Genomic DNA, 22,635 nt, shown 5'->3' on the forward strand with positions numbered 1-22,635 from the left:
CCGGACAGGTCCTAGCTGGGCTGGAGGGCGGCGAACAGCGCTCGGACGCGGGTGCCGTCGGCCCGCGCCCAGGCGCCGGTGACCTGGCCGAGCGCACCCTCGGGAGGCGTGGAGCCAGGGGTCAGCACCCGGTGCAGCCGCAGGGTCGGGCCGTCGGGTACGGCGAACTCGGTTGCTGTGTCTGTGTCGTTGGGGGCACCCAGGTCGGGGACGCGTGCCGCGCCGGTCCAGGAGCGGGCGACCTCCCGGTCCGGGGTGTCGGAGACGCTCTGCGCCTGCGCCTCCGCGCGCCCCTCGACGAGTGCCGCCAACTCGGCGGTGAGCACCGGGTCGTGGCAGCCGTCGTAGGCCCAGCGCGGACCGAGCACGCCGTGCTCCATGGTGCCGACCAGGGCGTGTTCGGCGCCGGGGAGCGGGGCGGCCCGGTAGGTGAGCGGCACGAGGTAGGCCCCGGAGCCGTCGGTGACGACCATGAACTCGATGCCGACCTCGCCCTCGGGGTCGTCGAGCCGGAACCCGCCGGCCTTCGCCAACTCCGGTTCGGCGGGGCCGTGATACCAGAGGCGGGTGGGCAGCCAGGTGGTGAGGAGTTCGAGCTTGGTGGGCTTGAGGTGGGTGCGGTGGATGATCGCCATACGGGGATTATCGGTCGGCGCCCGGCTCCGTGAGGTCGATCAGGCGGCACACCGTCTCGATGTCGATCTTCACCTGGGCGATGGAGGCGCGGCCCGACAGCCAGGTGATCAGGGCCGAGTGCCAGGTGTGCTCGATCACGCGGACGGCGGAGAGCTGCTCCGGCGTCGGATGTTCCAGGCCCATCGCGTCCAGGATGATCACCGTGGTCTGCCGGGAGACCTGGTCGACCTCGGGGGAGACGCTGCGGTCCGCGAAGGTCAGCGCGCGGACCATCGCGTCGGCGAGATGAGGCTCCCGCTGGAGCGCGCGGAAGGCCCGCATCAGGGTCTCCGCGACCCGCTCGGCGGCCGTCTCGCCGCCCGGCGGCTTCTTGCGGAGCGTGCCGTGCATGTGCTCCAACTGGTCCTGCATCGTGGCCACCAGGAGATGCACCTTGGAGGGGAAGTACCGGTACAGCGTGCCGAGCGCGACCTGCGAGGACTCCGCGACCTCCCGCATCTGCACGGCGTCGAAACCGCCCCGGCTCGCCAACTGCGCGCTCGCGTGCAGGATGCGGCGCCGACGGGCCTCCTGCCGCTCGGTGAGGGGCGGCGAGGTCCGCGCAGTGGCTTCGGGCTTGGCTTCCACTGGCATGGCTCCCGTTCCGTGACTGTTTCCGTGACTGTCGGTGAGGGCGGGTGATCGGACCGATCATGGCAGGGTCTCGGCCGTGGTGTGAATCACCTGATCCACTTCTCACAGCGCCCGTACCGGCCGGTAGATTCAGAACCTCCTGGACGATCAAGTCTGAAACTTGTTCTAGATTAGCGTCCCGGCGTAATCTCGCGGGACAGTGCAGGCAGAAGGGGGCTCAGAGTGACCGCTGAGGCCAGTCAGGCGGGTCCCCAGGAGGACTCGGCAGCCGACGGCGAGCGACCGCTCCGTATCGCACTCCTCACCTACAAAGGGAACCCGTTCTGCGGTGGCCAGGGCGTCTACGTCCGCCATCTCTCCCGCGAACTGGCCCGCCTCGGGCACCGCGTCGAGGTCATCGGCTCGCAGCCGTACCCGGTCCTCGACGAGGGCTACCCCGGCGTCTCCCTGACCGAGCTGCCCTCGCTCGACCTCTACCGCTCCCCGGACCCCTTCCGCACCCCGAAGCGCGACGAGTACCGGGACTGGATCGACGCGCTCGAAGTCGCGACGATGTGGACCGGCGGCTTCCCTGAGCCCCTCACGTTCTCGCTCCGCGCCCGCCGCCATCTCCGGTCCCGCCGCGGCGAGTTCGACATCGTGCACGACAACCAGACGCTCGGCTACGGCCTGTTGGGCGACGTCGGCGCCCCGCTGGTGACGACGATCCATCACCCCATCACCGTGGACCGGCAGTTGGAGCTGGACGCGGCGGAGACCTGGCGGCAGCGGATGTCCAAGCGCCGCTGGTACGCCTTCACCCGGATGCAGAAGCGGGTCGCCCGCAGGCTCCCCTCCGTCCTCACCGTCTCTGGCACCTCGCGCCAGGAGATCATCGACCACCTCGGCGTCCGCGACGACCGCATCCACGTCGTCCACATCGGCGCCGACACCGACCAGTTCTCCCCGGACCCCGCCGTGCCCCAGGTACCGGGCCGGATCGTCACCACGTCCAGCGCGGACGTCCCCCTCAAGGGCCTCGTGTTCCTCGTCGAGGCCCTGGCGAAGGTCCGCACCGAACACCCCGACGCCCACCTGATCGTCGTGGGCAAACGCCCCACGGAGGGCCCGGTCGCCCAAGCAGTCGAGCGCTACGGCCTCGAAGGCGCCGTCGAGTTCGTGAAGGGCATCTCCGACGCCGAACTCGTCGACCTGGTCCGCTCGGCGGAGGCCGCCTGCGTGCCCTCGCTGTACGAGGGCTTCTCGCTCCCGGCGGCGGAGGCGATGGCCACGGGTACGCCCCTCGTGGCGACGACGGGCGGAGCGATCCCGGAGGTCGCCGGGCGTGACGGCGAGACCTGCTTGGCGGTACCGCCGGGCGACCCCGGCGCGCTGGCCACCGCCCTGAGCCGACTGCTGGCCGACCCGGAACTGAGGATGCGGCTCGGCCGGGCCGGGCGGGAGCGGGTACTGGACCGCTTCACCTGGGCCAAGGCCGCCGAGGGCACGGCGGCCAGGTACCGCGAGGCGATAGCGGGCCGCACGACCTCTCCATCCCCGTCTCCGACCAGTGTTACCGGCGTCTATCCCGAAAGCAGGGCCACGTGCTGACCGTCGACTTCTCCCGGTTCCCGCTCGCCCCTGGCGACCGTGTCCTGGACCTCGGGTGCGGTGCCGGGCGGCACGCGTTCGAGTGCTACCGGCGAGGGGCACAGGTCGTCGCCCTCGACCAGAACGCCGAGGAGATCCGCGAGGTCGCTAAGTGGTTCGCGGCGATGAAGGAGGCCGGCGAGGCCCCGGCCGGCGCCACCGCCACCGCGATGGAGGGCGACGCGCTCCAACTCCCCTTCCCCGACGAGTCGTTCGACGTCGTGATCATCTCCGAGGTGATGGAACACATCCCGGACGACAAGGGCGTGCTCGCCGAGATGGTCCGGGTCCTGAAGCCCGGCGGCCGGATCGCCATCACCGTCCCGCGCTACGGCCCCGAGAAGGTCTGCTGGGCGCTGTCCGACGCCTACCACGAGGTCGAGGGCGGCCACATCCGCATCTACAAGGCGGACGAACTCCTCACCAAGATCCGCGAGGCCGGCCTCAAGCCCTACGGCACCCACCACGCACACGCGCTGCACTCGCCGTACTGGTGGCTGAAGTGCGCGTTCGGCGTGGACAACGACAAGGTGCTGCCGGTGCAGGCGTACCACAAGCTCCTGGTCTGGGACATCATGAAGAAACCCCTCGCCACCCGGGTCGCCGAGCAGGCGCTCAACCCGCTGATCGGCAAGAGCTTCGTGGCCTACGCGACCAAGCCGCACCTCCCCCTGGCGGAAGCCAAGTGACCGCTCCCCGGACAGAACACCTCGTCCTGCCCGGGGTCCTCACCGCGGAGGAGGCCGCCGCGACCGTCGCCGGCATCCTCGCCGTGCAGCGGGAGGACGGGGCGATCCCGTGGTTCCGGGGCCATCACCTCGACCCGTGGGACCACACCGAGGCCGCGATGGCGCTCGACGCGGCGGGCGAACACGAGGCCGCCGAGCGGGCGTACACCTGGCTCGCCCAGCACCAGAACGAGGACGGCTCCTGGTACGCGGCCTACGCCGACGGCGACGCGCACGACGTCACCGACCGGGGCCGCGAGACCAACTTCGTCGCCTACGTGGCCGTGGGCGTGTGGCACCACTACCTCTCGACCGGCGACGACACGTTCCTGGACCGGCTGTGGCCCACGGTCTACGCGGCCGTCGAGTTCGTGCTGCGGTTGCAGCAGCCGGGCGGGCAGATCGGCTGGAAGCGGGACGCCGACGGCACGGACACGGCCAATGCGCTGCTGACCGGTTCCTCCTCGATCCACCAGGCGCTGCGCTGCGCGCTCGCCATCGCCGAACAGCGTGAAGAACCGCAGCCCGACTGGGAGTTGGCGGTCGGCGCGCTGCGGCACGCGATCCGCCGGCATCCGGAACGGTTCCTGGACAAGGACCGTTACTCGATGGACTGGTACTACCCGGTCCTGGGCGGCGCGTTGACCGGTACGGAGGCCAAGTCCCGGGTGGAGGAGGGCTGGAGCCGCTTCGTCGTGCCCGGGCTCGGGGTGCGGTGCGTCGTCCCCAACCCGTGGGTGACGGGGGGCGAGTCCGCCGAACTCGCCCTGGCGCTGTGGGTGTTGGGGGAGTCCGACCGGGCGCTGGAGATTCTCCAGTCGATACAGCACCTGCGCGATGCGGAGACCGGGCTGTACTGGACGGGGTATGTCTTCGAGGACGACGCGGTCTGGCCGCGTGAGCTGACGACGTGGACTGCGGGGTCGTTGCTGCTTGCGGTGGCGGCGCTGGGGGGCCATGACGCGACGTGTGCGGTGTTCGGGGCGGAGCTTTTGCCCGATGGGCTGGATCCGGACTGTTGTTAGCTGCGGGCCGACCCCGCGCCCCTGATCGGCGTCGCCGATTCAGGGGCGCGGGGAACTGCGCGATCAGCGACGACGGACCCGCAGTCGCCAAACCTCAGGAACGGTTCACCCGGTTGGCGATCGCATGGCCGATAAACAGGTAGACGATCGCGGCGAGTCCGTAACCGCACACGACCCGCGCCCACGCCTCGTCGAAAGTGAAGAGGTCGCGGGACCAGCCCGCGAGCCAGTTGGCCGTGCGGTGGACGAACTGCACGAGGTCGTTCGCGCGGTTGGCGTCCAGCAGGTACATCAGGATCCAGAGGCCCAGGATGAGGGCCATGATGTCGGCGATGATCACGATGACATTGCCGGCGGAATTCGAACCGCGTCGGTAAGGGGACATGCCAACCGGGTTGCCGCTCCGCCCGCGATGAAACCAGTCACCGGTGAAACCCGAACGGCGTCCCCCGGGTGGCGCAACCGCCCGGGCCGGGTGAGGCTGCCGGGGTAAGGACACCCACTCGGGGAAAACCCCGGAGGATTCCGTGCCCGTACCGATACGGCGCCTCTTCGTGGCGCTCTCCCTGTGCTGCGCCCTGCTCGCCGGAGCCACCGCCTGCGGCAGCGCCACCGAGGACGCCACGCAGAACACCGCGGCCGTCGTCGCCGCTGCCGCCGCGACCCCGAGCCCCAGCACCACCGCCGAGCGTCAGAGGCTCGCCAAGACCCGCTTCGTCGCGAACGCGGGCCTCGCCGCCGGTGCCACCTACCAGTGGATCGTGAAGCCCTGGAAGGCCGGCAAGTTCAAGAAGGGCGCGAGCGGACGCAGGTTCGCCCTCGTCAAGGCGGGTCTCGCGGGCGCGTTCGCGTACAACCGGCTCAAGGCGGCCAAGAAGAACGCCCAGGGCGACCCCACGCTCTCCAAGGCGCTCGCCCCGCTGACCGCCGGCATCGACTCCCTCAAGGACCTGCCGTCCAAGCTCCGCAAGGGCGACTCGACGGACGCGACGGCGAGTTCCTTCGACGACATCATCAACAAGGTCAAGGACGCCGGGAAGAGCGCGGGCGCCGAGGTGACCGACAAGGTGCCGTCGGCAGGCCAACTGGCGGGCGGCTCCTAGGAGTTCAGCTCCGCCAGCACCCGCAGTGTGTGCGGGTCGGGCGCAAGGGCCAGCAGGTCGGTCACCGGGCCCTTGCGCCACAACTCCAGCCGTTCCGCGATCCGTTCACGCGGGCCGACGAGCGAGATCTCGTCGGCGAACGCGTCCGGTACGGCCAGTACGGCCTCCTCCCGGCGTCCGCCGAGGAACAACTCCTGTATCCGGCGGGCCTCTTCCTCGTACCCCATGCGCGCCATCAGGTCGGCGTGGAAGTTACGGGCCGCGTGCCCCATCCCGCCGATGTAGAAGCCGAGCATCATCTTCACGGGGAGCAGGCCTTCGGCGACGTCGTCGCAGACCTTCACCTGCGCCATGGGCGCGACGAGGAAGCCCTCTCGGAAGTCGGTCGTCCCGTACACCTCCGGCCGGCTGGGCGACCAGTACAACGGCAGCCACCCGTCCGCGATCCGCGCCGTCTGCGCCACGTTCTTCGGCCCCTCGGCACCCAGCAGGATCGGCAGGTCGGAGCGGAGGGGGTGGGTGATGGACCTGAGCGGCTTGCCGAGCCCGGTACCGTCCGCGCCCCGGTACGGATGCGCGTGGAAGCGCCCGTCCACCTCGACCGGCGCCTCCCGGCGCAGCACCTGCCGTACGACCTCGACGTACTCCCGGGTCGCGGTCAGCGGTGACTTGGGGAACGGCCGCCCGTACCAGCCCTCCACCACCTGCGGTCCCGACAGCCCGAGCCCGAGCATCATCCGTCCGCCCGACAGATGGTCGAGGGTGAGCGCGTGCATCGCGGTGGTGGTCGGCGAGCGGGCCGCCATCTGCGCAACTGCCGTCCCCAGCTTGATCCTTGAGGTCTGCGCGGCGATCCAGGTGAGGGGAGTGAAGGCGTCGGAACCCCATGACTCGGCCGTCCACACGGAGTCGTATCCGAGCCGCTCCGCCTCCTGGGCCAGCGGCACATGGTCGGCGGAGGGCCCGCGCCCCCAGTACCCGAGTGCGAGACCGAGCCGCATATCGCCTCCACAGTCAGCCATCTGACGGATCGTCAGCCAGTCGATGGGACGGCTGCGACTGTACGACAACGGCCCCCCGCCCGGAAGGGCGAGGGGCCGTGGGAGACGGTGCGGGGCTCAGCCGCGCTGGATCCCGGAGGTGTCCTGCAGTACGCCACGACGACCGTCCTGCGTCTGCGCGATCAGCGCGGCACCGCGCTGATCGACGGCCAAGTACCAGGTACCCGGCGCGAGTTCGGCGATCGGCGACGGCGAACCGTCCTCCCCGAACAGCGGCCGGGCCACCGGCACGGCGAACCAGAACGGCGAGAACTCCCCGCCCGGAGGCGGCGTCGGCTGCGGCTGGGGCTGACCGAAGGGCTGCGCGGTCTGCGCCTGCTGCGGCGGAGTGCCGTACGTCGGCTGCGGCGCACCGGCGCCGACACCCGGGTAGCCGTAACCACCGGGAGGCTGGGCGCCGTAGGGCTGCGGGGCGACCGGCTTGGGGGCGGGGACGAGGGCGACCTGGAGGGCCGGGACGAGAGGCGTCGCGACGGCGGCACCGGCCAGGGCGAGGGCCGCGATGAAGCCGAGGATGAGGCCCGCGCCGGCGCTGACGTTGTCCCCGACGTCCACCAGCGTCCAGAACAGGGCCCACGCGGTGAGGACCGTGAACGCCACGCCGACTGTGCCGAGGTCCAGGCCCAGGATCTTGCGCGGCTGGGGCAGGCTGCGGTTGACGACGATGAGAGCGGCACCGATGACGCCGCCCATGTAGGTACCGAGGCCGTTACCGAGGCTCGTCCACGCGGTGATGTCCAGGTTGTACCCGTTGGCCGTGTAGAACTTGAGGAACGACGCGATGAAGAGCAATACCGCTGCCCCGATCACCACACCGTCGCCTCGTGTGAGGGAGCGGATATTCACTTCAGGTCCTTCGTAGGTCGTCTCGTCGTCGGTTGACCCTATCGTCCACCTTGCCAGGGTGTCCGCCCGGATCAGCCCACTGATCGCTACCCGCGCAGGAAACTCACGATTCCCTCAGAGATCCCCTGCGCCGCCGCCTGTCTCCAGGCGCCGTTCGTCAGCAGTGCCGCATCCTTGCTATCGCGCATATTGCCGCACTCGATGAACACCTTGGGAACCGTTGACAGATTGAGACCGCCCAGGTCCTTACGCGTGACGAGACCGGTGCCGTCACCGACGTAGTTGGCGGGCGCCTCGCCCGTCGCTCGCCGGTAGTCGCTCTCGATGTTGCGGCCGAGAACGGCGGACGGGGCGACGATCGCGCGGGTGTCGGCGGCGCCCGCGTGCACGGAGCCCGGCAGGATCACATGGAAACCGCGGTCGCCGGCCGGGGCGCCGTCCGCGTGGATGGAGATCGCGGCGTCCGCGTGCGCGTCGTTGCCGATCTTCGCCCGCTGGTCGACACAGGGCCCCCATGACGGGGAGCCGCCGTCGTGGGTCAGCTTCACCGTGGCGCCCTGCCGCTCCAGGATCTTCTGCAGCCGATGGGACACGTCCATCGTGAACTGGGCTTCCGCGTAACCCGCGTTGGTGGACGTCCCGGTCGTGTCGCACTCCTTCCGGTTCGTGCCGATGTCCACCTTGCGGTTGATCTCGGCGGTGTGCTGGAAGTTGGTGATGTTGTGCCCCGGGTCGATGACGACGACCTTGCCCGTGAGGGGCCTGGAGTTCGGCGGCTTGTCGTCGTTCGACGCGGTGCTCGTGGGCGACACGGGCGCACTGGACGCCGGTGCCGACGCACCGGCCGCCGCGTTCCCCGAGCCACCCGGCCCGCCCACCGCCTCGTACACGAACCACCCGATCAGCGCCCCCGGCACCAGCGCGGCCAGCGCCACGGTCAGGGGTCCTCGACGGGACCGACGGGGCTGTGGAGGATCGAAGTCCGGACCTGCGTACGACACGTGAGCCACCCTAGCCGCCTGACGGTGCGCTCCCGCCGAAGCGGCGACAAGCGCCGCCAGGAGTCGCGGTCGACCCCCGCCCGGACCGCCCGGCCGTTCTCAGACGCCGGTGCCTGTGCGCCGTAGGACCCGAAGCGAGTCCGTCACCGACACCTCCGTGAACGCACCCGATTCCAGGGCCCGTTGGTACACGCGGTACGGGGCCTGCCCGGTGAACTCGTCCTCCGGGTCCGGGAACACGTCGTGGATGACGAGCAGCCCGCCCTCGGCGACATGGGGCGCCCAGCCCTCGTAGTCGGCGGTCGCGTGCTCGTCGGTGTGACCGCCGTCGATGAAGACGAGGCCGAGGGGAGCGCCCCAGACGCGAGCCACCTGCGGCGACCGCCCGACAAGCGCCACCACGTGCTCCTCGAGCCCCGCCCGGTACAGGGTCCTGCGGAACGTGGGCAACGTGTCCATCAGCCCGATCTCCGGGTCGACCGTCTCCGGGTCGTGGTACTCCCACCCCGGCTGCTGCTCCTCGCTGCCCCGGTGATGGTCGACCGTGAGCGCGGTGACACCGGCCGCGCGGGCCGCATCGGCGAGGAGGATGGCGGAGCGCCCGCAGTACGTCCCGACTTCCAGCAAGGGCAGCCCGAGGCCTCCGGCTTCCACGGCGGCGGCATACAGGGCCAGTCCTTCACCGACCGGCATGAATCCCTTGGCGGCCTCGAACGCGGCAAGGATTTCGGGCTTGGGTGCCGGGGGCATGGGGGACCTCTCGATCGGGGGGAGGGCATTGCTTTCTAGGGGCGCGGGGCTGTGTCGATATGCGGCTGCGCCGCGTGGGCGCGACCAGCCCCCACACACCCGCAGCCAACAAACTACCGACTACGCGCTCACAGTCTCCCCGGGCAACGAAAGATCCAGGTCAACCGCAACCTCGTCACCGCCGTGCGTCGCAGACGAGGCGAGCGGCCCATGCCCGGTGGCACGCGCCGCCAGGACATACGCGCCCTGGGACGGGACCGCGAGGGCGTAGGTGCCGTCCTCGTCGGAGAGCGTCGCCCCCGCCTGCCGCCCCCGCCGATCGATCAGCGTGACCTTGGCCCGCGCGACAGGCGAACCGTCGGCGCCCAGCACCCGCCCCCGGAAGCCCCGCAGGATCTCCTCGGCGCGCTCCAGGTTGGCCTCCTCCTCGCTGCTGAAGTTCAACTGCGGCGCCCGGTCGGGCTTGGGGAGGAACAGGGCCATCAGCAGGCCGACGGCGACCGCACCCGTCGCGATCATGAAGGACACCCGGAATCCATGCATCGTGGGGATCGCGACCCCGCCCACATGGTTCGCGGTGTTGGCCAGCACCATCCCGATCACGGCGCTCGACACGGACGTACCGATGGACCGCATCAGGGTGTTGAGCCCGTTCGCCGCACCGGTCTCGGACGCCGGCACCGCACCCACGATCAGCGCGGGCAGCGACGAGTACGCGAGACCGATGCCCGCACCCAGCACGACCGCGATGACCAGGCTCTGCCAGGCCGCGCTCATCAGGCCGATACCCGCGCCGTAGCCGACACCGATGATCAGCATGCCGATGATCAGGGTGACCTTGGGGCCGTACTTCGCCGAGAGACGGGCGTAGACGGGCGCCGTGAACATCATTGTCAGGCCCAGCGGCGCTACCAGCAGGCCGGCGGTGACCATCGACTGGCCGAGGCCGTAGCCGGTGGCCTTCGGGAGCTGGAGGAGCTGGGGCAGGACGAGGGAGACGACGTAGAAGGAGACGCCGACCATGATCGAGGCGAGGTTGGTGAAGAGGACCGCCGGACGTGCCGTGGTGCGCAGGTCCACCAGCGGGGCCTTCAGACGCAGCTCCATCACGCCCCACAGGAGCAGGACGACGGCCGCCGCGGCGAACAGGCCGAGCGTGGTGCCGGAGGTCCAGCCCCAGTCGCTGCCCTTGGTGATGGGGAGAAGGAAGAGGACAAGGCCGGCGGACAGGCCGATCGCGCCGAGCACGTCGAAGGTGCCCTCGGCGCGCATCGGGGACTCCGGTACGACGAGGAGGGTGAGGACGATGGCGAGGACACCCAGGCCGGCGGCGCCGTAGAACAGGGCGTGCCAGTCGGCGTGCTGCGCGACCAGGGCCGCGAGCGGGAGTGCGAGGCCGCCGCCGACGCCGATCGAGGAGCTCATCAGGGCCATGGCCGAGCCGAGCTTCTCGCGGGGCAGCATGTCGCGCATCAGGCCGATGCCCAGCGGTATCGCGCCCATCGCGAAGCCCTGGAGCGTACGGCCCGCGATCATCGTGAGGAGATCGCTGGTGAGGGCGCTGACGAGGGCGCCCACCACCATGATGGCCAGGCTGGTGATCAGCATCCGCCGCTTGCCGTAGAGGTCGCCGAGACGGCCCATGATCGGCGTGGCGACGGCTCCGGAGAGGAGTGTCGAGGTCAGGACCCAGGTGGCGTTGCTGGGCTCGGTGCTCAGCAGCTGCGGCAGGTCCTTGATGACCGGGACGAGCAGGGTCTGCATCACCGCGACAACGATGCCCGCGAAGGCGAGCACCGGCACGATGGCGCCGGACGCCCTCCGTGCGGGCTGGTCGGTCGACGTGTGCGTCATGGAGTGAGGCCTCCAGGCCGTAAGTGTGAGTGATCCGTGCGGGATAAGTGCACGGTAAACCTCGTATGCATGGGCAACTATTCCGATGCTTCGGCGTACTAACGAATCCTTGACCGTCCCATGAGTATCTGACCCCCCGTCAGCTCTGGCCATTTACTGAAACGTGTTCTAATCTCGCCCGGCATGAAGGCCTATGTCGCCGGCGTCGGGATGACCAGGTTCGAGAAGCCCGAGAGCCGGGAGTGGCAGTACTGGGACATGGTGCGGGAGGCGGGCAGCGCCGCCCTCGCGGACGCCGGGATCTCCTACGGCGACGTAGAACAGGTTCCTATCGGCTACTGCTTCCAGCCCTCGACCGCCGGCCAGCGCGCCGCCTATGAACTCGGTCTCACCGGCATCCCCGTCTACAACGTCAACAACAACTGCGCGACGGGTTCGACCGCCCTCATGCTCGCCCGCCAACTCGTCGAGGGCGGAGCAGCCGACTGCGTACTGGCGGTGGGCTTCGAGAAGATGAAGCGCGGCGCGCTCGGGGGCGGTACCGACGGAGGGGACTTCGCCACATCCCCTGTCGCCCGCCACTACGGCATCATGGCCGCCCGGCACGGCTTCGAGATGACCCCGCCCACCGCCCAGATCTTCGGCGACGCGGCCCGCGAACACATGGAGAAGTACGGCACGACCGAGGCCCAGCTCGCCGCCGTCGCCGCCAAGAACCACCGGCACTCGGCGCACAACCCGTACGCCCAGTTCCAGGACGTCTACGACGTCGACGACATCCTCGCGGCCCGGGTCGTCCACCACCCGCTGACGAAACTCCAGTGCTCCCCGACCTCGGACGGGGCCGCGGCGGCGGTCGTGGTCTCCGAACGCTTCGCGCAGGAACGCGAGTTGGCAGGCTCTCCCGTCGAGATCGTCGCCCAGGCGATGACCACCGACACCGAGGACTCCTTCTCCTCCGGCTCCTGCATCGACGTCGTCGGACAGCCCATGTCCCGGGCCGCCGCCCGCCAGGTCTACGAACGGTCCGGACTCGGCATCGAGGACGTGGACGTCGTAGAACTCCACGACTGCTTCTCGATCAACGAACTGCTGACGTACGAGGCCCTCGGCATGTGCGAACCAGGGGAGTCCGGGAAGCTCGTCGAGTCCGGGGGGACGACGTACGGCGGGCGGTGGGTGGTCAACCCGTCCGGCGGGCTGATCTCCAAGGGGCATCCGCTGGGGGCCACCGGGATCGCCCAAGTCGCCGAGCTGGTGTGGCAGTTGAGGGGTACGGCGGGGGAGCGGCAGGTGCCGGGGGCCGAGGTGGGGCTCGCCCACAACATCGGTCTTGGCGGGGCCGCGGTGGTCACGCTGCTGCGGGCGACGTAGGTCTTAGGACGGGCCCGGGGCCGGGGCGAAATGCCGATGCAAGGGGCGCGGGCCGGTTGAGAGTATGACAAACATGCCCCGAGCCGCTGATGCCTCCCGAACAGCCCGCCCGCCCCGACAGGGTTCCACGCGGCCCGCCGCCTGGCTGGTCGTGGCGCTCGCGTGCGCCGGACAGTTCCTCGTCGTGCTCGACGTGTCCGTCGTCAATGTCGCCCTGCCGTCCATGCGGACCGACCTGGACATGAGCGCGTCCGGACTGCAATGGGTCGTCAACGCGTACGCCATCGCCTTCGCCGGATTCATGCTGCTCGGCGGACGCGCCGGAGACCTCTACGGCCGTAAACGGATGTTCCTGGTCGGGCTCGCGCTGTTCACCCTGGCCTCTCTGTGCGGCGGCCTCGCCCAGGACGGCTGGCAACTCCTGCTCGCCCGGGCCGTACAGGGACTGGGCGCCGCCGTGCTGGCACCCTCGACACTGACGATCGTCACCTCGGCGGTGCCGGAGGGCGCGGCCCGCGCCCGGGCCATCGCCACCTGGACGGCGGTCGGCGCCGGTGGCGGGGCCGCCGGCGGACTCGTCGGCGGAGTGCTCGTCGACACGCTGTCGTGGCGATGGGTGCTGCTGATCAACGTGCCCATCGGCGCGGTGGTGCTGGCCAGCTCGCTGCGGTGGCTCCCGGAGAGCCGGGCCGGCGACGGCCGGCGCCTCGACCTGCCGGGCGCCGTCCTGGTCACGGCGGGCCTCGGGGTGCTGGCCTACGGCATCTCGCAGACCGAGGCCGAGGGGTGGACGGCCGCCGCGACCCTGGCCCCGCTGGCCGCCGGACTCGCGCTGATCGCGCTCTTCCTGGCCGTCGAGGCCCGCACGGCGGCTCCGCTGATGCCGCTCGGCCTGTTCCGGTCCCGGGCGGTGTCGTCGGCCAACGCGGCGATGTTCCTGTGCGGCTCCGCGATGTTCTGCATGTGGTTCTTCATGACGCTGTACGCGCAGAACGTCCTCGGGTACACCCCGCTGGAGGCGGGGCTCGCACTGGTGCCGAGTTCCCTGGCCGTTCTCCTCGGCTCCAAGTCGGCACCCCGCTTCATGCCGCTCCTCGGCGCGCGCAACGTCGCCGTCCTCGGGACGCTGATCGCGGCGGTGGGCTTCGGCTGGCAGTCGCAGATGACCGCGCGGGGCGACTACCTCACCGAGATCATGTTCCCCGGAATCCTGATGATGCTGGGCGCGGGCCTGACCGCCACCCCGCTCGCCGCGCTCGCCACGTCGGGAGCCGCGCCGGGGGAGGCCGGTCTCGTCTCCGGGCTGGTCAACACCTCGCGCACGATGGGGGGTTCGCTGGGCCTCGCCGTGATGTCGACCATCGCGGCGGCGCGGGCGGCGGAGAGCGGCGGGAGTACGCCGGAGGCGCTGACGGCGGGGTACGCGCTGGCGTTCCGTACCGGGGCGGGGGTGCTGCTGGGCGGGGTGGTGCTGATGGCGGTGTGGCTGCCGTGGCGCAGGGCGGCGGTGCCGGCGGCCGTGGGCGCGGTGCCTGCGGCGAGCGCGGACGGCGATGTCGTGGTGGACGCCGAGGGCGCGGCTTCCACGAGTTTCGAGAAGTGAGGCAACGATCCGGGCGGCTCATGGACTCCTTTAGACATCTAGGAGGTGCCCATGGGGGATCGCAAGGAGGCTCGGGGGACTCGGGATGACGAGTTCCAGAGCTTCGTCATCGGCCGCTGGCCGCGGTTGATGCGGACGGCATTTCTACTGACGGGGGAGCAGCACGCCGCGGAGGACCTGGTCCAGTCGACGTTGGAACAGGTCTTCGTGGCCTGGCGCAAGGTCGGCTCGGCGGACGATCCGGAGGCGTACGTACGGCGCGTGATGATCAACGCGCACGCACGCAAACACCGCAGACGGCTCAAGGAGTTCCTGGCCCCGAAGGACGACTCGGGACTGGTGCGCGAGATCGCCGACACCGGTGACCGCATCGCCCAGGCCGAGGACCGCAACACCCTGCTGAAGGCACTGGCCCAACTGCCCCCGAGGCAGCGGGAAGCGGTGGTGCTGCGGTACTGGGAGGACCTGACCGAGACACAGACGGCGCAGGCGATGGGCTGTTCCGTCGGCGCGGTGAAGAGCAACGCGGCCAAGGGGATCGCGAAACTCCGCGCCATACCAGGACTCGCCGAGACGGTGACGCAGGGAGGGCCGAAGTGATGAGCGCGGACCGGGAGACGAACCACACCATGACGGACAGAGACATCGCCTTCCTGCTGGCCGATGCCGCGGACGAGGTCGAGATCGGCATAGCCCCCTACCAGGCGGTGATCCGCGGCGGCCGTCGCCGCCGGGCCCGCCGCTGGGCGCTCGCCACGGCCGCGGCACTGGTGATCACGGGCGCGTCGGGCACCCTCGCACTGGCCTCGCTGCGCGACACCGGCGGGGCGGAGGTGACGCCCGCGGTGTCCCAGAAGCCGACCCGGCCGTCGACACCGGAGGAGCGGCATGTGTACCTGCCGCAGGAGACGATGCTCGGGACGGGCACCGACAAGGGCAAGGACTGGTACGTCACGGTCGAGGTGTGGGGTGCCCCCCGCACCAAGGCGGAGGCCCAGGCCCAGCTGACCGCCATGTCCATCCGTGGCGATGAGCCCTGGGACAAGGACAACGCGTCCGCACTGATCGGCAAGGTCACGTACTTCGTACAGCAGTCGTACGGGAGCGGAGCCCCGACGTTCCTGATGGGCGACTCGGCCTCCCCGCAGGACACCATGGCGGGCACGGACCTCAAGTCGGGCGCGTCCACTCTGGACCCGAAGAAGACCGACGGCCCCCAGCGGCTGGTGGTCGGCCAGGTCGCCAAGACCGCGCGGACGGTCCAGTGCACCTGGAAGGACGGCACGTCCACCGAGGCCCACAGGGTGGCTTCGGGGGCCGATGTCAACAGCGACGAGGCGACGATCCGCCCGGTGGCCGGCTCTCCGGACAACTGGTTCGTGTGCGTAGGTCCGGAGGGGGCGTCGTTCGACTCGGTGAAGGTGACGAAGTAGGAGCTGCCCGGCCGCTCCCACTGCAGGTCCAGGGGGCGGCCGGAGGCACGTTGTCCTGGCCTACTCGGCCGGCCGCTTCCCGTAGTAGGGGCTGACGGTCCGGGCCGGCTTCCGCCGAATCACCCGCAGCATCCTGATCGTCGTCTCGTCGTCGCGCCCGGTGGTGGTCTGCCAGTCGACGCCCGAGCCGGTCAGGTCACTGACGAAGACGATCTCCGTCGCCGGGAGGATCCGCGCCCAGTCCGCCGCACCGAGCGGGGCCACCCCGTTCCAGGAGCGCACGCCCCGGCAACTCGACCTCGTACCCGGCCAACAGCTCACTCGCCCTCACTGTGCCGTGCGACTCGGGTTCGTCCTTTCCACCCGTCCCTTGAGGTGCATCCGCGCTACAACCAGCCCTGTTGGCGGGCCTCTCGCATGGCTTCCATGCGGTTGCGGGTGGCTGTTTTGCCGATGGCGGAGGAGAGGTAGTTGCGGACGGTGGACTCGGAGAGGTGGAGCTTCGTGGCGATGTCGGAGACCGTCGCGCCGTCCACCGAGGCCTTGAGGACGTCGCATTCGCGGGCGGTCAGCGGGTTCGGGCCCGCGCTCAGCGCGGCGGCGGCCAGCGCCGGGTCGATGACCGTCTCGCCGGTGAGGACGCGGCGGATCGCGGCGGCCAGGTCCTCCACCGGGCCGTCCTTCACCAGGAAGCCGGCCGCGCCCACCTCCATCGCCCGGCGGAGGTAGCCGGGGCGGCCGAAGGTGGTGAGGATCAACACCCGGCAGTCCGGGGCCTGTTCGCGGAGTTCGGCGGCGGCGTCGAGGCCGCTCATGCCGGGGAGCTCGATGTCCAGGAGGGCGACATCGGGGCGGTGCAGCAGGGCGGCGTCCACGATCGCGTCACCCCGCCCGACCTGGCCGACGACCTCCAGGTCCGCCTCCATGCCGAGCAGCAGGGCGAGGGCGCCGCGCATCATGCCCTGGTCCTCGGCGAGCAGCACTCTGACGGACTTGGCGGGCCGGTGGTCCCGGGGCATCTCATCCACGGGGCAAGGGTAAGGCCCGGGGGGATCCGGGGCGATTATCAAAAACTCTTCATTGTTCGCGTCCGCGAGTCTTGACGGTCTTCGGCTGCGGGCAAACAATCGCCTCGGCATTCCGTCGGCACCATGGAATTCCCCGAACAGAGCCGCTTTCGGAAAACTTTCGACAGTTCGACATTTCGATCGCGAATTGGTTCGGCATTTCGATCGAATGACGTCCGGTATATCGAACAGCCCCTCCAGAAAAAGAGGTGCACCGTGTTCTTGAGACTCCTCTGCGCTCGGCCGCACCGGCTGAGAAACGCGACCCTGGCCGCACTGTCGGCGCTCGTGACCGTCCTCGCGCTGGCCGTAGGCGTTCCGCAGGCGTCGGCAGCCACCTCGCTCCCGTGCGACATCTACGCCACCGCCGGGACACCGTGCGTCGCCGCGCACAGTCTCGTCCGGGCGCTCTACTCGTCGTACAACGGCTCGCTGTACCAGGTGCAGCGCGCCTCCGACAGCGCCACCGCGAACATCGGGCTGCTGGCGGCCGGGGGATATGCCAACGCGGCGGCCCAGGACTCGTTCTGTTCCGGTACGACGTGCATCATCACCAAGATCTACGACCAGTCGGCGCGCCACAACGACCTCACGATCGAGGGTGCGGGCGGGGCCGGCGTGGCCGATGTCGGGGCGCCCGCGGACGCCCTGCCGGTGACCGTCGGCGGGCACCAGGTCTACGGGCTGGAGATCTCGGCCGGGATGGGCTACCGCGACAACTCCACCTCGGGCGTGGCGACGAACGGCGCCGCCGAGGGGATGTACATGGTGACCTCGGGCACGCACGTCAACGGCAGTTGCTGCTTCGACTACGGCAACGCCGAGACCAACAACCAGGACACCGGCAACGGGCACATGGACGCGATCAACTTCGGTACCGAGTGCTGGTTCGCGCCCTGCTACGGCAGTGGCCCCTGGGTGCAGGCCGACCTGGAGAACGGGCTGTTCCAGTCGGACTCCGGGTACAGCAAGAACACGGCGAACACCGGCACCGGGGCGATACCGTTCGTCACCGCTTTGCTGAAAAACAACGGTCAGGACCATTTCGCGCTGAAATACGGAAACGCCCAGTCGGGGAGTCTCACGACCACCTATTCCGGGGGTGAACCCACCACGAGCGGTTACTCGCCCATGCACCAGGAGGGCGCGATCGTCCTGGGCACCGGCGGGGACAACAGCAACGGCTCCATCGGGTCGTTCTTCGAGGGCGTCATGACGGCCGGCATCCCGACGGACGCCGCCGACAACTCCGTACAGGCCAACATCGTGTCCGTCGGCTACGGCGGCTCGACCGGGACCACCGGGACGCTCGCGGCCGGTTCGGAGATCTCGCTGCGGGCGACGACCTCGTGCTGCACGGCCGACTACATCCGCCACCAGAACAACGCGGCGGTCCTCTCGGCCATCACGTCCAGCAGCGCGGCGCTCGACAAGGGCGACGCCACCTGGATCGTCCGCAGGGGTCTGGCCGACAGCTCCTGCTACTCCTTCGAGTCGCGGAACTACCCCGGCGACTTCCTGCGCCACTACAACTACCAGCTCTACCGCCAACCCATGGTCGGCACCGCGCAGTTCAGACAGGACGCCACGTTCTGCGCCTCGACCGGCAAGAGCGGCACGGGCACCTCGTTCGCGTCGTACAACTACCCGACCAGATATCTCCGGCACTACAACTACAACGTCTACATAGCGAGCGACGGCGGCTCGAACGCCTTCGACAGCGCCACCTCGTGGACGGACGACGTGAGTTGGGTGGTCACGGCTCCCTGGGCGCCGTAGCCACCACGAAGGACGTCAAGTCGGTTGCCTCCACCGGGAGTTCGGCGGTCACCGTGAAGCCGCCGCGCGGTGACGGGCCGGCCCGCAGGGAGCCGCCCGCCGCCGCGAGGCGTTCGGTGAGCCCCTTCAGTCCGGTTCCGCCGATGCCCTCGGCGGAACCGGACACAGTGGAGTTGCCGGTGCCGTCGTCCGCGACGGTCAGGCGGGCGCGGTCCAGGACGCCGTCGAGGGTGATCTCGCAGCGGGCCGCGCCGCTGTGCCGTACGACGTTGGTCACCGCCTCGCGGACCACCCAGCCGAGCAGGGCCTCGGTCTGCGGGGTCAGCGGCGGGCCCGACTGGCGGACCACCGGGTCGATGTCGGCGGCGGTCAGGACCGAGCGGGCGCGGTCCAGTTCGGTGGCGAGGCTGCCCTCGCGGTAGCCGGTGACGGCCTCGCGGATCTCGGTGAGCGCCTGCCGGCCGACGGCCTCGATGTCGGTGATCTGGCCGAGCGCGGCCTCCATGTCACGAGGTGCGAGGCGCCGGGCCGCCTCCGACTTCACCACGATCACCGAGAGGGTGTGGCCGAGCAGGTCGTGCAGGTCGCGGGAGAAGCGCATGCGTTCCTTCTCGACGGCTCGGCGGGCCAACTCCTCGCGGGCGGCGCGCAGTTCGCGTACGGCCTCGGAGAGGGAGAGGATCGCGGCGGTCACCATCGTGGACAGGAAGGTGCCGTAGGCGACGTTGATCGCGTCCCAGCCGGCCCGGTAGATGGAGACCGCCGCCGCGAGCGCGGTCAGCGCGAGGCCGACCTGGCCGAGGCGCGGGCCGCGCAGGCAGGCGCCGGTGGCGAGGCCGAGGAGCGGGAAGAAGTACAGCCAGCTGCCGCCGTAGCCGAGGGCGAGGCCGCAGGTCACCAGGCCCATCACGACGAGCGCGACCCGGGTCGAGACCGTCTCGCGCTTCTCCTTCACGAAGGAGCGGAACACGACATTGATGTAGAGGGAGTTGAAGATCAGCAGGCCCAGGCCGCCGATCCAGGGGTTGGGGGTCTTGCCCTGGAGGAGGTTGGAGAAGGAGCCCAGACCCATCAGCAGCCACGGCAGCAGGGAGAAGCCGGTCGGTGGCGGACCCGGGTGCTCGGGCCGCTCGCCCTTGCGGCGCGCCTCCTTCTGCGCGACCTTGAACTCCGCCATGTCGGCCCGCCACCGGGCCCGCGCCACCCGCCAGGCGCGTATCCGGCACCTGATCCCTCGCATCCAGGTCATCTCTCCCGCTCCCCCGCTCCCCCGGTCACACGGTCCGCCCGGTCCGGCGGTACGCCAGCACAGCGTACGAACCGAACGCGAGCAGCCAGGCCGTCAGGACGACGATCGCGCCGAGTGCGGGGGCGTGCCCGTCGGCGACGGAGGTGCCGAGCTGGGCGAAGCGGTTGGTGGGGGTGTACTTCGAGAGCGTGCGCAGCCAGCCGGGGAACAGGCTGATGGGGAACCACAGGCCGCCGATCACCGCGAGCCCCAGGTTGCAGGCCATGTTGGCGACGCCGGTGGTCTGGGAGGTGAGGCCGTAGCCGTTGGCGAGGCCGAGCAGGGTGAAGGGGATCGAGCCGAGCCACAGCAGCAGCGCGATCAGCGCCCACTGCCAGGCGGCCAGCCGTACGCCGTTGACCAGGCCGCCCGCCGCGAGCACCGCGACGATCGCCGGCAGCACGGTCACCGAACCGGTCAGCGCCCGGCCCAGGACCACCTGGCGCGGGGTCATCGGCGTCACCCGCAGCTGCCGCAGCCAGCCGATCGCCCGGTCCTCGGCGACGCCGCCGCCGGTGTTGAGCGCGGAGCCGACGGCGCCGTAGGCGGCCATGCCGACCATGGCGGTGGCCTTGTAGCCGCTGTCGTCGCCGCCGAGGTTGGTGAACAGCAGGTACATCATCACGGGCATCGCGATCCCACCGATCACGAAGCCGATGTCACGCAGGGTCCGGCGGACTTCGAGGCGCAGGTAGTCGAGCATCACACCGTCTCCAACTCGTGTGCCGTCAGTGCCAGGAACGCGTCGTCCAGGGACGCCGGCGCGACCTCCAGGCCCCGGATCGCGTCCAGGTCCGCCAGTGCGCGCACGGTTGCGTCCGAGTCGTCGGTGCGGAGCAGCGCGCGGTCGCCGCGGATTTCGAGGGACCGTACGCCGGGCAGCCGGTCCAGGCCCTCGGTGGGGCGGCCCGCCAGGTCGATGGAGACCAGGCTGCCGCCGGCCGCCCGCTTGAGCTGTTCGCCGGTGCCGTCGGCGACGATCCGGCCGCGGTCGATGACGACGATCCGGTCGGCGTGCGCGTCGGCCTCCTCCAGGTAGTGCGTGGAGAACAGGACGGTGTGGCCGCGCCGTGCGAAGCCCCGCATCGACTGCCAGAACGCCTGCCGCGCCTCCACGTCCAGCGCCGCGGTCGGCTCGTCCAGGACGATCAGCGACGGGTTTCCCGCCAGCGCCACGGCGAACCGCACGCGCTGCGTCTGCCCGCCCGACAGCCGGTCCACCCGCCGCCCGGCCAGCTCGCCGATACCGGCCAGCTCAAGGGCCCGCTCGACAGGCATCGGCGCCGGATAGCGCCGGGCGACGAACGCGACCAGCTCGCCGACGGTGACCCGGGGCACCGCCCGCGCCTCCTGCAGCATCGCTCCGACCAGGCCGTTGCGTACGGCTGACTCCGGTGCCGCGCCGAACAGTTCGACCGTGCCGGTGTCGGGCGTGTTCAGCCCGAGCAGCAGCGAGATCGCCGTCGACTTGCCCGCGCCGATGGGGGTCCCCCCGGTCGAGCGAAGCCGAGAGTGGGGGAGGCCGAGCAGCGCGACGGTCTCGCCGCGCCCGATCTCCAGGTCCACCCCGTCGACGGCACGCACCGCGCCGAAGGTCTTGACCGCCCCCGCGAAGGACACGGCCCGCTCCGCCCCACCGGCTGCCCCACCTGTCTGTGTCATGGCTACGACGCTACGGATCCGCGCCCCTCGCGCGGCAGATGCGCTTGTACGGACTCGGGCAGGACAAATGTCACCGGTCCTCAGCCGTGGCACGCGGACCTGACACAGTGTCAGGAGCCTTCACAACTGCCGGGTGCTGGGCTATACAAGGGTCGCCGGACTGGAACGCGTTCTAGGTCGGCCTGTGACGACCTCGGTGCGGCCGACGGTGCGGACGGCCGCACCGAGGTCTTCGACCACCGGCGATCAGGAGCCCCATGCCCATCGACGCAGCCCTGGCCCTCGCGGCCGAACCCCGGACCGGCGAGATCTCCTGGAACACCAAGGACGTCCAGCTCTACCACCTCGGCCTCGGCGCGGGCACCCCGGCGACCGACCCCGACGAGCTGCGCTACACCCTGGAGTCCCGGCTGCACGTCCTGCCCAGCTTCGCCACCGTCGCGGGCAACGGCTCCCCCGGTGTGATCAGCGGCCTGTCCATGCCCGGCATCGAGGTCGACCTCGCCCGCGTCCTGCACGGCGGCCAGTCCCTGCGCCTGCACCGGCCCATCCCGGCGAAGGGCACCGCGACCAGCACCGGCCACATCGCCGCCGTGTACGACAAGGGCAAGGCGGCCGTCCTCGTCATGCGCACCGAAGTCGCCGACGCCGACGGCCCGTTGTGGACCAACGACGCGCAGATCTTCGTACGGGGAGAGGGCGGCTGGGGCGGCGACCGCGGCCCCTCCACCCGCCTCGAAGCACCGACGGGCGCCCCCGACAAGGTGGTTGAGCGCACCATCCGCGAGGACCAGGCACTCCTCTACCGCCTCTCCGGCGACTGGAACCCGCTGCACGCCGACCCCGAGTTCGCCAAGCTCGCCGGGTTCGACCGGCCCATCCTGCACGGGCTGTGCACCTACGGCATGACGCTCAAGGCGGTCGTCGACACCCTGCTCGACGGCGATGTGACCCGGGTGCGCTCCTACGACACCAGGTTCGCCGGAGTCGTCTTCCCCGGCGAGACGCTGCGCATCCGCGTGTGGCGCCAGGGCGACACCGGGCTGCGGGTCGCGGTGAGCGCCGTGGAGCGCGACGACGCGCCCGTCCTGGCCGACACGGTCGTCGAGCACTCCTGACCGCCGGACACCTCCGATCGCTGACCACCTCTGACCGCTGAACAC

At 70.4% G+C, this 22,635-nt stretch carries 23 protein-coding genes; 10 read left to right on the forward strand and 13 right to left on the reverse strand.

The window, feature by feature from the left end; translation table 11 throughout:
- Positions 1-11: 11 nt before the first annotated feature.
- Both OC490_RS11645 and OC490_RS11650 read right to left on the reverse strand, forming a co-directional pair.
- Positions 12-635 carry a maltokinase N-terminal cap-like domain-containing protein gene (locus OC490_RS11645; protein WP_262057801.1) on the reverse strand — a complete coding sequence of 208 codons (624 nt, stop codon included), beginning with the start codon at positions 633-635 and terminating at the stop codon, positions 12-14.
- A 7-nt stretch (positions 636-642) separates the two neighbouring features.
- The gene (locus tag OC490_RS11650; RefSeq protein WP_262057802.1) at positions 643-1,269 is read right to left on the reverse strand and encodes a TetR family transcriptional regulator; all 627 of its coding nucleotides are present in this window, start codon (positions 1,267-1,269) and stop codon (positions 643-645) included.
- A gap of 222 nt (positions 1,270-1,491) precedes the next feature.
- Between OC490_RS11650 and OC490_RS11655 the strand changes: the two genes are divergently transcribed.
- The 3 genes from OC490_RS11655 to OC490_RS11665 are packed head-to-tail and all read left to right on the forward strand — an operon-like array spanning position 1,492 to position 4,651.
- The gene (locus OC490_RS11655) at positions 1,492-2,859 is read left to right on the forward strand and encodes a glycosyltransferase family 4 protein (RefSeq protein ID WP_262057803.1); all 1,368 of its coding nucleotides are present in this window, start codon (positions 1,492-1,494) and stop codon (positions 2,857-2,859) included.
- Positions 2,853-3,587, forward strand: a complete 735-nt coding sequence (locus OC490_RS11660) for a class I SAM-dependent methyltransferase (protein WP_262057804.1) — start codon at positions 2,853-2,855, stop codon at positions 3,585-3,587. Before OC490_RS11655 ends, OC490_RS11660 begins: the two co-directional genes overlap by 7 nt.
- Positions 3,584-4,651, forward strand: coding sequence for a prenyltransferase (locus OC490_RS11665; RefSeq protein WP_262057805.1), 1,068 nt, complete (start codon positions 3,584-3,586; stop codon positions 4,649-4,651). Before OC490_RS11660 ends, OC490_RS11665 begins: the two co-directional genes overlap by 4 nt.
- A 94-nt stretch (positions 4,652-4,745) precedes the next feature.
- Here the strand turns inward: OC490_RS11665 and OC490_RS11670 are convergent, their stop codons facing one another.
- Complete coding sequence (locus OC490_RS11670) at positions 4,746-5,036, reverse strand: hypothetical protein (RefSeq protein ID WP_262057806.1); 291 nt, start codon at positions 5,034-5,036, stop codon at positions 4,746-4,748.
- Between the two features lie 142 nt (positions 5,037-5,178).
- On the opposite strand from OC490_RS11670, the gene OC490_RS11675 reads away from it, so the two are divergent.
- Positions 5,179-5,754 carry a hypothetical protein gene (locus tag OC490_RS11675; RefSeq protein ID WP_262057807.1) on the forward strand — a complete coding sequence of 192 codons (576 nt, stop codon included), beginning with the start codon at positions 5,179-5,181 and terminating at the stop codon, positions 5,752-5,754.
- On the opposite strand, the gene OC490_RS11680 is transcribed toward OC490_RS11675, so the two are convergent.
- The 5 genes from OC490_RS11680 to OC490_RS11700 all read right to left on the reverse strand — a co-directional run bounded on the left by OC490_RS11680 (position 5,751) and on the right by OC490_RS11700 (position 11,266).
- On the reverse strand, positions 5,751-6,755 hold the full coding sequence (locus OC490_RS11680; RefSeq protein ID WP_262057932.1) for an LLM class F420-dependent oxidoreductase: 1,005 nt from the start codon (positions 6,753-6,755) through the stop codon (positions 5,751-5,753). The genes OC490_RS11675 and OC490_RS11680 overlap by 4 nt on opposite strands.
- Positions 6,756-6,872: 117 nt before the next feature.
- Entirely contained in the window at positions 6,873-7,661 is a 789-nt protein-coding gene (locus tag OC490_RS11685) for a DUF5336 domain-containing protein (RefSeq protein WP_262057808.1), read from the reverse strand.
- An 86-nt stretch (positions 7,662-7,747) separates the two neighbouring features.
- Entirely contained in the window at positions 7,748-8,662 is a 915-nt protein-coding gene (locus OC490_RS11690) for an N-acetylmuramoyl-L-alanine amidase (protein WP_262057809.1), read from the reverse strand.
- A 99-nt stretch (positions 8,663-8,761) separates the two neighbouring features.
- Positions 8,762-9,412 (reverse strand): class I SAM-dependent methyltransferase, encoded by a 651-nt coding sequence (locus OC490_RS11695; protein WP_262057810.1) that lies wholly within the window; start codon positions 9,410-9,412, stop codon positions 8,762-8,764.
- A gap of 120 nt (positions 9,413-9,532) precedes the next feature.
- Positions 9,533-11,266 carry an MFS transporter gene (locus tag OC490_RS11700; protein WP_262057811.1) on the reverse strand — a complete coding sequence of 578 codons (1,734 nt, stop codon included), beginning with the start codon at positions 11,264-11,266 and terminating at the stop codon, positions 9,533-9,535.
- A gap of 183 nt (positions 11,267-11,449) precedes the next feature.
- On the opposite strand from OC490_RS11700, the gene OC490_RS11705 reads away from it, so the two are divergent.
- The 4 genes from OC490_RS11705 (at position 11,450) to OC490_RS11720 (ending at position 15,676) form a co-directional block, all read left to right on the forward strand.
- Positions 11,450-12,640, forward strand: coding sequence for a lipid-transfer protein (locus OC490_RS11705; protein WP_262057812.1), 1,191 nt, complete (start codon positions 11,450-11,452; stop codon positions 12,638-12,640).
- A 64-nt stretch (positions 12,641-12,704) separates the two neighbouring features.
- A complete protein-coding gene (locus tag OC490_RS11710; protein WP_262057813.1) occupies positions 12,705-14,243 on the forward strand; it encodes an MFS transporter in 1,539 nt (512 codons plus the stop codon).
- Positions 14,244-14,294: 51 nt separating this feature from the next.
- Positions 14,295-14,843, forward strand: a complete 549-nt coding sequence (locus OC490_RS11715; protein ID WP_262057814.1) for a SigE family RNA polymerase sigma factor — start codon at positions 14,295-14,297, stop codon at positions 14,841-14,843.
- Positions 14,844-14,872: 29 nt separating this feature from the next.
- Positions 14,873-15,676 carry a hypothetical protein gene (locus OC490_RS11720; RefSeq protein WP_262057815.1) on the forward strand — a complete coding sequence of 268 codons (804 nt, stop codon included), beginning with the start codon at positions 14,873-14,875 and terminating at the stop codon, positions 15,674-15,676.
- Positions 15,677-15,736: 60 nt separating this feature from the next.
- On the opposite strand, the gene OC490_RS11725 is transcribed toward OC490_RS11720, so the two are convergent.
- Both OC490_RS11725 and OC490_RS11730 read right to left on the reverse strand, forming a co-directional pair.
- Positions 15,737-15,958 (reverse strand): hypothetical protein, encoded by a 222-nt coding sequence (locus OC490_RS11725; RefSeq protein ID WP_262057816.1) that lies wholly within the window; start codon positions 15,956-15,958, stop codon positions 15,737-15,739.
- Positions 15,959-16,062: 104 nt separating this feature from the next.
- Complete coding sequence (locus tag OC490_RS11730; RefSeq protein ID WP_262057933.1) at positions 16,063-16,695, reverse strand: response regulator transcription factor; 633 nt, start codon at positions 16,693-16,695, stop codon at positions 16,063-16,065.
- A gap of 264 nt (positions 16,696-16,959) precedes the next feature.
- Between OC490_RS11730 and OC490_RS11735 the strand changes: the two genes are divergently transcribed.
- Positions 16,960-18,522, forward strand: coding sequence for an alpha-L-arabinofuranosidase B (locus tag OC490_RS11735; protein WP_262057817.1), 1,563 nt, complete (start codon positions 16,960-16,962; stop codon positions 18,520-18,522).
- On the opposite strand, the gene OC490_RS11740 is transcribed toward OC490_RS11735, so the two are convergent.
- From OC490_RS11740 to OC490_RS11750, 3 genes are read right to left on the reverse strand one after another with little or no spacing between them, the layout of a single operon-like run.
- On the reverse strand, positions 18,500-19,771 hold the full coding sequence (locus tag OC490_RS11740) for a sensor histidine kinase (RefSeq protein ID WP_262057818.1): 1,272 nt from the start codon (positions 19,769-19,771) through the stop codon (positions 18,500-18,502). The genes OC490_RS11735 and OC490_RS11740 overlap by 23 nt on opposite strands.
- Before the next feature lie 25 nt (positions 19,772-19,796).
- Complete coding sequence (locus OC490_RS11745; RefSeq protein WP_262057819.1) at positions 19,797-20,513, reverse strand: ABC transporter permease; 717 nt, start codon at positions 20,511-20,513, stop codon at positions 19,797-19,799.
- Positions 20,513-21,472: an ABC transporter ATP-binding protein gene (locus OC490_RS11750; RefSeq protein WP_262057820.1), complete on the reverse strand. Its 960-nt coding sequence runs from the start codon at positions 21,470-21,472 to the stop codon at positions 20,513-20,515. The genes OC490_RS11745 and OC490_RS11750 overlap by 1 nt, the downstream gene beginning before the upstream one ends.
- Positions 21,473-21,729: 257 nt before the next feature.
- Between OC490_RS11750 and OC490_RS11755 the strand changes: the two genes are divergently transcribed.
- Positions 21,730-22,590 (forward strand): MaoC/PaaZ C-terminal domain-containing protein, encoded by an 861-nt coding sequence (locus OC490_RS11755; RefSeq protein WP_262057821.1) that lies wholly within the window; start codon positions 21,730-21,732, stop codon positions 22,588-22,590.
- The last annotated feature ends 45 nt before the right edge of the window (positions 22,591-22,635 follow it).

The sequence above is a fragment of the Streptomyces sp. STR69 genome (assembly GCF_024519455.1).
Lineage (GTDB): Bacteria > Actinomycetota > Actinomycetes > Streptomycetales > Streptomycetaceae > Streptomyces.